The sequence below is a fragment of the Thalassospira lucentensis genome (assembly GCF_001613805.1).
GTDB classification, from domain to species: domain Bacteria; phylum Pseudomonadota; class Alphaproteobacteria; order Rhodospirillales; family Thalassospiraceae; genus Thalassospira; species Thalassospira lucentensis_A.
Genome location: NZ_LPVY01000016.1, coordinates 1 through 8,683 on the forward strand (window position 1 = coordinate 1; position 8,683 = coordinate 8,683).

The window sequence follows — 8,683 nt, forward strand, 5'->3', positions numbered from 1 at the left end:
CCCGGCGGTGCCCGGCCTTTCGGGCCCGCCGGTGACAAGCTGATACAATCCGGCCAAGCCCGATATAAGAGACGATATGGGGCGATGCGGTCCTCCCCGTTGCCGGATTGTATTCCCTGTCCCTGCAAGGATTGCGAAAATGGCCCCGACACCGGAAAAACCGGCACATAGCGACATCCCGCCCACCCCGGATCTGGCGATAGAGCCCGATGGCACCCCCGAGCCGGTCCCGACTGTTTCCGGCCTGTTTGGCAGGGCTGTCGACAAAATCAGTTCGATCTTCGCGCTCGGCTTCCTGTTGGCGATGGGCATCCTGATTTTCGAAATTTTCATGCGTCATGTCTTCAACAGCCCGACGCTTTGGGCCCATGAAACCACGACGTTTTTATCAGCCGTCGGCTTTGTGTTTGGCGGGCTTTACTGCGCATCGCGCAACAAGCATATCCGGGTTGTCATCATCTATGACATCGCCGGTCCGCGGTTCCGGCGCGCACTTGATATCGGCATTTCAATCGTTTGCGCGATCTCGTCAGGCTTCTTTGCCTGGGCGGCATGGTTGATGGTCAAACGCGCGGCATTCAAACCGGGTGGGGATATCCATCTGGAAACCACCGGCAGCGCGTTCAATGCGCCCTATCCGGGGTTGCTCAAGATTTTCATGCTGTTCGTTCTGATCGCCCTGACGATCCAGTTTGTCATTCTGACGATCAATTATATGCGCGCAAAACCTGATTATGCAGGTGCAAATTCCGCTACGGGAACAGGCCATGACTGACCTGCGAAACATTCCGGAACACCTTAAAAGCCACATCATATTACACATGAATTTGGCCCCGTCATTCTGCCCGGCAGCATCACCGATGAACAGGTCCGCGCATGCACGGCATGGAAACAATTATATCCGGCGTAACAGGATAAATCCCGATGTTTGATTTGCAGTCCCTTGGCATTGAATATGGCACGCTTGCGATGTTCGTGCTGCTGCTTGGTTTTTTGATAACCGGCATGCCGCTGGCATTTGTGACCCTGCTGATTGCCCTGATATTCACCCTTGGCTGGTTCGGGCCGATGGCGGTGCCGCTGATCACCAGCCGGGTCTATTCGTTTGTGTCATCCTTTGTCTTTGTCTCGGTCCCGATGTTCGTGATGATGGCGGCGATCCTTGATCGATCCGGCATCGCCAGGGACCTGTTTGAAGCCATGCGCCTGTTTGGCGGGCGGCTTAAGGGCGGGGTTGCGGTCCAGACGATTTTTGTCGCCGTCATTCTGGCCGCCATGAGTGGCATCATCGGGGGCGAAATCGTGCTGCTGGGCCTGCTGGCCCTGCCGCAGATGCTCCGTCAGGGATATGACAAAAACCTTGCCATCGGGGTGGTTTGTGCCGGCGGTTCGCTGGGCACGATGGTGCCGCCGTCGATCGTTCTGATCATTTATGGCCTGACGGCGAACGTATCAATCGGCGATCTGTTTACCGCATCCTTCATTCCGGGCTTCATGTTGGCGGGTTTCTATGTCGCCTACGTGCTGTTCCGAAGCTATACGGGGGATAATATCGCCCCGCCGCCGCGCACCGAAAAAATCCCGACCGAGGAAAAAATCCGCCTGCTCAAGGGCCTGTTCCTGCCGATCCTTGTCGTGATCTGCGTTCTGGGTTCGATCTATGGCGGGATTGCATCGGTCACCGAAGCCTCCGCCGTTGGCGTTGCCGGTGTGGTTGCATCGACCATCGTTCGGCGCGAATTTTCGCTGTCGATGCTGAAAGCCGCTTCGCTTCAGACGCTGTCGACCTGCGGCATGATCGTCTGGATCGGGATTGGCGCATCGGCCCTTGTCGGGGTGTTCAACCTGATGGGCGGTATCAAGTTCGTATCGGCCCTGATCACCGGCATTTCCGATGATCCGACGATCATCATCCTGTTCATGATGCTGATCCTGTTCATTCTGGGCATGTTCCTTGACTGGGTCGGGATCGCCCTTTTGACCATGCCGATCTTTGTCCCGATCATCAAACAGCTTGGTTATGACCCGGTGTGGTTCGGGGTTCTGTTTGCGATGAACATGCAGGTCAGCTTCCTCTCCCCGCCATTCGGGCCCGCCGCGTTCTACCTCAAATCGGTGGCGCCACCGGATATAACGCTTGGCACGATCTTCAAGGCGCTGGTGCCGTTCATCTGCCTGCAAGTGCTGGCCGTGGCCCTTCTGATCATCTTCCCGGGGATTACCGGACGGTAAGTTCGCCAAAGCCGCTGGAAACAGAAACGACAAAGGGGAAGCCATAACGGCTTCCCCTTTGCGTTTGCACCACCCCGTCCTCTAGGGAGAGCTGTGGGAGACCAAATTCCCGCCAGAACGGGAATGACGGCGTGGTGCGGGTGCAGACTTTGCGCAGCAGCACTCAGCCGTTGCGATACAGATAGCTATAGGCATTGATCGCAGGCACACCGCCAAGATGGGCGTAAAGGACTTTCGACCCCTTGGGGAAATAGCCCTTTTTGACCAGATCGATCATGCCCTGCATCGATTTGCCTTCGTAAACCGGGTCGGTCATCATGCCTTCGAGACGGCCACACAGGCGGATCGCCTCGTTGGTTTCATCGGACGGCACGCCATAAGCCGGATAGGCGTAATCTTCGATCAGGGTAAGGTCGCGATCCGAAATACCGCCTTCAAGTTCAACCAGATCAGCGGTTTTCTGGGCAATCGCCAGAACCTGTGCCCGGGTCTGTTCGGGCGTGCCGGATGCATCAATGCCGACCACCTTGTCCGCACGACCATCGGCGGCAAAACCGACCACCATGCCAGCATGGGTCGAACCGGTCACCGTGCAGACCACGACATAATCGAATTTAAAGCCAAGTTCGGCTTCCTGGGCGCGGACTTCCTCGGCGAAGCCGACGAAACCAAGCCCGCCATATTTATGCACCGATGCCCCGGCCGGGATCGGGTAAGGCACCCCACCCTTGGCCTTCACATCCTCAAGGGCGGCTTCCCAGCTTTCGCGAATGCCGATATCAAAACCCTCATCGACCAGTTCGATCTCAGCCCCCATGACGCGGCTCATCAGGATGTTGCCGACCCGGTCATAAACCGCATCATTGAACGGCACCCAGCTTTCCTGCACCAGACGGCATTTCATGCCGATCTTGGCGGCGATGGCCGCGACCTGCCTTGTGTGGTTGGATTGCACACCGCCGATGGTGACAAGGGTATCAGCCTCGGATTTGATCGCATCGGGAATGATATATTCCATCTTGCGGACCTTGTTGCCGCCAAAGGCCAGCCCGGAATTGCAATCCTCGCGCTTGGCATAAAGTTCGACATCACCGCCAAGATGGGCGGAAAGACGCGGCAGGGCCTCGATCGGGGTCGGGCCAAAGGTCAGTTTGTATTTTTCAAATTTATCCAGGCGCATCGCGCACTCCCTGATTTGCAGAACGACATGGGAAACGAACCTCATGAAGGGGAAATGCTAGCGCCAAGCGCGTGAAAGGTGCGCTCGAACTTCGCACCAATTTTTCACGCGAAGCTTTCATCAGGTGTAAAAATATGCCTAGAATTTCGAAAATTTACAGAATTCCGGAAGGTTCTTTCATGACGCAGCCTGCCAGTCCCGCGAATGCCGCCCCGATAGACCGCATTGATCAAAAGATTCTGCGCCTGCTGCAAACTGACGGGCGGATGGGCAATGCCGATATCGCCAAACGGGTCAATGTCAGCCCGGCCACCTGCCACCGCCGGATGCAACGCCTGTTCGAAGAAGGATATATCACCTCCATCCGCGCCCAGATCGCCCCGGACAAGGTGGATCGCGCCGCACTGGTGATGGTTGGTGTGGTGCTGGACCGATCAACGCCAGACAGCTTCGCCGCGTTCGAAACCGCGTGCCGGAAACTGCCCTTTATCCTTGATTGCCATCTGGTGGCGGGGGATTTCGATTACTTCCTGAAAATCCGGGTCCGCGACATGGCGGACTTCAATCACCTGCATGGCGATCAGCTGATCGCGCTTCCCGGTGTCCGGCAAACGCGGACGTTTTTCGTGATGAAGGAAGTTGTCGATAATGCGCCACTGGCGTTTTGACATTTGAAAAGGCGGCACCGCAGGGATGCCGCCTTGATCGTGTCTGCCATTCACCGATTGCTGGTGCGCTTGGAACCGCAGTCTGGATTCCCGCCTTCGCGGGAATGACGGTGGGTGATGGTCGCGCGTGGTCGGTGCCTTAATCCGCGACCGGGAAGCGCATGGTGACGAATTCTTCCGCCGCAGACGGATGCACCGCGACGGTCTGGTCGAACTGGGCCTTGGTTGCGCCAAGGCGCACCGCGATGCCGATGCCCTGGATGATTTCGGCGGCGTCGGGGCCGACCATGTGGGCACCAAGGACGACGTCGGTGGTTTTATCGACGACGAGTTTCATCAGCGTTTTTTCATCCCGGCCCGAAAGGGTATGGCGCATCGGTTTGAAGGTTGATTTGTAGATTTCAACCGGTCCGCCTTTGGCGCGTGCCTCTTCCTCGCTCAGACCAACCGTGCCGACCGGGGGCTGGCTGAAGACGGCGGTCGGGATCGCGTCATAGGACATCGACCACGGTTTGCCGCCAAAGACGGTATCGGCAAAGGCCATGCCTTCCTTGATTGCGACCGGGGTCAGTTGCACATGGTCGGTCACGTCACCAACCGCATAGACGTTCGGAACGCTGGTTTGCAGGCCCTTGTTGATTTTGACCGCACCGTTATCGTTGGTTTCGATCCCGACAGCCTCAAGCCCAAGCCCCTTGGTATTGGGCGCGCGGCCGGTGGCGAACATCACGGCATCGACTTCCATGTCGCCCCCGCCCGTCAGGGTCAGCTTCAGGCTGCCATCGGACTGTTTTTCAATCGCGGTGACATTGGTGTTGAAGCGCAGATCGACACCCTTTTTGACGATTTCCTCGGCCAGATGGTTGCGGATATCGTGATCAAAACCGCGCAGAATCTGATCACCGCGATAAAGCTGTGTGACGCGCGATCCGAGCCCGGCAAAAATCCCGGCAAATTCAACCGCGATGTAACCACCGCCAACCACGACAATGCGTTTTGGCAGGTCTTCGAGGTGAAACGCCTCGTTCGAGGAAATCGCATGTTCGATGCCCGGAATGTCGGGCAGCGTCGGATGACCGCCAACCGCGATCAGGATGCGTTCGGCGGTGACTTCCTCGCCCCCCACGAGAACGGTATGGGCGTCCTTGAAGGTTGCGCGATGTTCGAACAGCTTGACGTTCGAACCGGCCAGAAGCTTGTGATAGATGCCATTCAGGCGGTCGATTTCCGCATCCTTGTTGGCGATCAGCTTTTTCCAGCTAAAGCTGGGCTCGCCCGGAAGGGTCCAGCCATAGGCTGCCGCGTCTTCGAAATCCTCGGCAAAATGTGCGCCGTAAACCAGAAGCTTTTTGGGCACACAGCCACGAATGACACATGTGCCGCCAACGCGGCTTTCCTCGGCAATCGCGACCTTTGCGCCATAGCCAGATGCAACGCGCGCGGCCCGCACCCCGCCCGATCCGGCACCGATGACAAACAGGTCAAAATCATAGTCCGACATGCGGAATTCCTTATTCTTGGTCATTTGGTAATATGGCGCCAAATGTAAGGCGGAATTCACAAGAGTCGAGGCAAAAGCCGAGAAAAATTCCGTTTTCACCGGACTGTGATATCATTGCTGGCAATCTAACGGTCCTTCCCCTTCCAAAGCAAAAGAGGTTGCCATGCATGACGGGCTTGTTCTGTTTGGAATCCTAAGCGCCCTTTTGATCGGGGCAGTCAGTCCGGGACCAAGCTTTGTGATGGTCAGCCGGATTGCGGTGACGTCATCGCGCCGTGATGGACTGGCGGCAAGCCTTGGCATGGGGGTTGGCGGGGCATTATTTGCCAGCCTTGCTGTGCTTGGCCTGACGGCGCTTTTATCGCAGGTAAGCTGGCTGTATCTGGTGTTTAAAATTGCCGGCGGGTCGTATCTGGTGTTTCTGGGCATCAAGATATGGCGCCATGCGTCAGAACCCCTGATCATGGATACGGCGGCGATGAATGCCGGACCACAGGAAATACCCCCGCGACCGGCACATAAATCATTCCGGAAATCATTCGGGCTGGCGATGCTGACCCAGATCAGCAATCCGAAAACCGCAATTGTCTATGCCAGTATTTTTGCAAGCCTTTTGCCTGCCAATCCGCCGCTTTGGATGTTGATGATCCTGCCGCCGCTGATTTTCATGATCGAGGCCGGATGGTATGCCATTGTCGCCATTGTGTTTTCGGGGCGGCATGCCAAACGTGCCTATCTTGGCGGGAAAACATGGATTGACCGCTTTGCGGGGTTGGTGCTTGGCGCGCTTGGCCTGCGGTTGATTACCGATGGATTGCGGCCATAGGATCAGCACGGTCAACCGGGTAAGGGCCTTTGCGAATTGCAACTTTGTCGCTATATGCAGAAGAATGATCGCGCAAGTAAACCTGCACGACACACAACACAGGAACAACGCCCATGAGTGACCGGATGACAGGTCAGGACGCATCGTTTGACAATGCCCCGCAATATGCAGATACGCGCGGCGGCAATACGGCTGTCGTCTGTTACGGCCTGATGATCGCGACCCTGTTTACCGCCTTTGCCACCGGTTTGATCGCGCTGATTATTGCCTATGTCGCGCGCGAGGATGATGATCACTGGACCAACAGCCATTACACATTCATCATCCGCACATTCTGGATCAGCATCCTTTATGCGATCATTCTGGGCTTTTTCACGCTGGTGATCGGCTGGGTGCCGCTTCTGGGCTGGGCGATTGTCGGCCTGATGGCGCTTTATACCACCGCGTGGTTTATCGGACGCAACGTGATCGGTCTTTTGCGCGCGCTTAACGGCAGCCCGATTGATAATCCGAAAAGCTGGTTCTTCGGATAAGATCACACTGATTTGGCGCAATCGGTTTTGCCCGATTGCGCCCGACTCCCCACCCCGTTAAAGTCGCCGTCAGGGACATAGACTTGACGCACACACGACACGGACAGGGAGTCGCATCGCCATGGGTTCGATGCAACCGGCCAAAATGCGCTGGGAAAATCTGCTTTCACCACACCGGCTTGATTTTCGGGATGGCAAGATCCGCCTACCCGATGGCGATCCGCATCCAAGCCCGGACGGCAGAAGCCCGTTCCAGATCGATGTTGACCGGATCATTTTTTCATCGTCGTTCCGGCGTCTTCAGAACAAGACACAGGTTCATCCGCTATCGGATAACGACCATGTGCATACCCGCCTGACCCACACGATCGAGGTCGGATCGGTCGGGCAATCCCTTGGCCTTATGGCGGGCGCGCATATCGTCAAGCATCTGCCAGAAGGCAGCCCGATCACCATTGCCGATATCGGATACATGGTGCAGGCCGCCTGCCTGGCCCATGATATCGGCAACCCGCCATTCGGCCATTCGGGCGAGGATGCGATCAATGAATGGTTCACCACATCGCGCCTTGCCAAGGAAGAACTGACCGGACGGCTGACCGGACCGGAGCTTGAAGATTTGCGGCATTTCGAAGGGAATGCGCAGGGGTTGCGCATCATCAGCCAGCTTGAAATGAAGCGGTTTGATGGTGGGCTTAACCTGACTTACGGCACGCTTGGCAGCTTCATCAAATATCCGCGCAGCACATCGGTCCCCGATGCGCGCCGCCGCGAATATACCGGCCTTAAGAAACCCGGATATTATCAGGCAGAGCGCGACATCGCCCATGCGATTGCCAATGTTTGCGGGCTATCGCCGCTTGACGGGTTTGACGGCGCGTGGCGGCGCCATCCGCTGGTCTATCTGGTCGAGGCGGCAGATGATATCTGCTATTCGGTGGTCGATCTTGAAGATGGCTGGGAGCTTAACTGTGTCAGTTTCGAGCAGGTCGAACGCGCCCTTGCCCCGATTGCCCGCCACCCGGAAAAATATCCGGGTGATGCCGAAAAACGCTGGGCCGATTTGCGGGCCGAACCGTGGTATGCCGAAAAATCCGAAGATGACCGGATCGGCTTTTTGCGTGGCAAGGCAATTGGCAATCTGGTGAAGGCCGCGGTTGATGCCTTTATCGAGCATGAGGACGCGTTGCTTTCGGGCACATTGGAAGGTGATCTGCTGGCCAATACGCCGCTTGGCAAGGATGCCAAAAACTGCAAGATGCTGGCGGTTGAGCGGATTTATAACGCGCCGCATGTCCTGCCGATTGAAATGGCCGGGTTCGAGGTGATCAACGGCCTGCTTGACAGCTTTGTGCGGGCCGCGATTGACATCGAAGAACATCAGAAACACGGCAAACGCCTGCCGCCGCAGGCCGACCGGATCGACAAGCTTCTGTCGGGCAAGCTTTCGGAAGCCGACGGGCTTTATGCCCGGATCATGCGGGTGATGGATTATATTTCCGGCATGACGGACCGCTATGCGGTGACGCTGTTTCGCAAACTTCAGGGCATTACGATTTAACGGAAATACCGCCTAAGGCATTGAGACAAATATCAAATTTGTCACAGAAGTTTTGCCTGGAGCTTTTGATGGGAATTTTTTCCATCATCCTTGAAAAAAGTTCTTGATTTGTTCTTTTCGTTGTGGCATAAAGATAAAGTCAACAGGACAAATGGGTCCGGAGACAAAACCCGCAAAGCGTG

General features: G+C 56.5%; 8 protein-coding genes. 6 read left to right on the plus strand and 2 right to left on the minus strand.

Annotated elements, in window-relative coordinates; genetic code table 11:
* Positions 1 to 139 precede the first annotated feature (139 nt).
* Both AUP42_RS14200 and AUP42_RS14205 read left to right on the plus strand, forming a co-directional pair.
* On the plus strand, positions 140 to 775 hold the full coding sequence (locus AUP42_RS14200) for a TRAP transporter small permease subunit (protein WP_082824784.1): 636 nt from the start codon (positions 140 to 142) through the stop codon (positions 773 to 775).
* A 149-nt stretch (positions 776 to 924) separates the two neighbouring features.
* Entirely contained in the window at positions 925 to 2,232 is a 1,308-nt protein-coding gene (locus AUP42_RS14205) for a TRAP transporter large permease (protein ID WP_062952274.1), read from the plus strand.
* 163 nt (positions 2,233 to 2,395) lie between these two features.
* Here the strand turns inward: AUP42_RS14205 and AUP42_RS14210 are convergent, their stop codons facing one another.
* Positions 2,396 to 3,412, minus strand: a complete 1,017-nt coding sequence (locus AUP42_RS14210) for a 1-aminocyclopropane-1-carboxylate deaminase (RefSeq protein WP_062952275.1) — start codon at positions 3,410 to 3,412, stop codon at positions 2,396 to 2,398.
* Positions 3,413 to 3,591: 179 nt separating this feature from the next.
* On the opposite strand from AUP42_RS14210, the gene AUP42_RS14215 reads away from it, so the two are divergent.
* Positions 3,592 to 4,080, plus strand: a complete 489-nt coding sequence (locus AUP42_RS14215) for an Lrp/AsnC family transcriptional regulator (protein WP_062952276.1) — start codon at positions 3,592 to 3,594, stop codon at positions 4,078 to 4,080.
* 139 nt (positions 4,081 to 4,219) lie between these two features.
* Here the strand turns inward: AUP42_RS14215 and gor are convergent, their stop codons facing one another.
* Positions 4,220 to 5,581: a glutathione-disulfide reductase gene (gor, locus tag AUP42_RS14220; protein WP_062952277.1), complete on the minus strand. Its 1,362-nt coding sequence runs from the start codon at positions 5,579 to 5,581 to the stop codon at positions 4,220 to 4,222.
* A 163-nt stretch (positions 5,582 to 5,744) separates the two neighbouring features.
* On the opposite strand from gor, the gene AUP42_RS14225 reads away from it, so the two are divergent.
* The 3 genes from AUP42_RS14225 (at position 5,745) to AUP42_RS14235 (ending at position 8,501) form a co-directional block, all read left to right on the plus strand.
* Positions 5,745 to 6,407 carry a LysE family translocator gene (locus AUP42_RS14225; RefSeq protein WP_062952278.1) on the plus strand — a complete coding sequence of 221 codons (663 nt, stop codon included), beginning with the start codon at positions 5,745 to 5,747 and terminating at the stop codon, positions 6,405 to 6,407.
* Positions 6,408 to 6,520: 113 nt separating this feature from the next.
* A complete protein-coding gene (locus AUP42_RS14230; RefSeq protein ID WP_062952279.1) occupies positions 6,521 to 6,940 on the plus strand; it encodes a DUF4870 family protein in 420 nt (139 codons plus the stop codon).
* 121 nt (positions 6,941 to 7,061) lie between these two features.
* Positions 7,062 to 8,501 (plus strand): deoxyguanosinetriphosphate triphosphohydrolase, encoded by a 1,440-nt coding sequence (locus AUP42_RS14235; protein WP_062952280.1) that lies wholly within the window; start codon positions 7,062 to 7,064, stop codon positions 8,499 to 8,501.
* Positions 8,502 to 8,683: the final 182 nt, after the last annotated feature.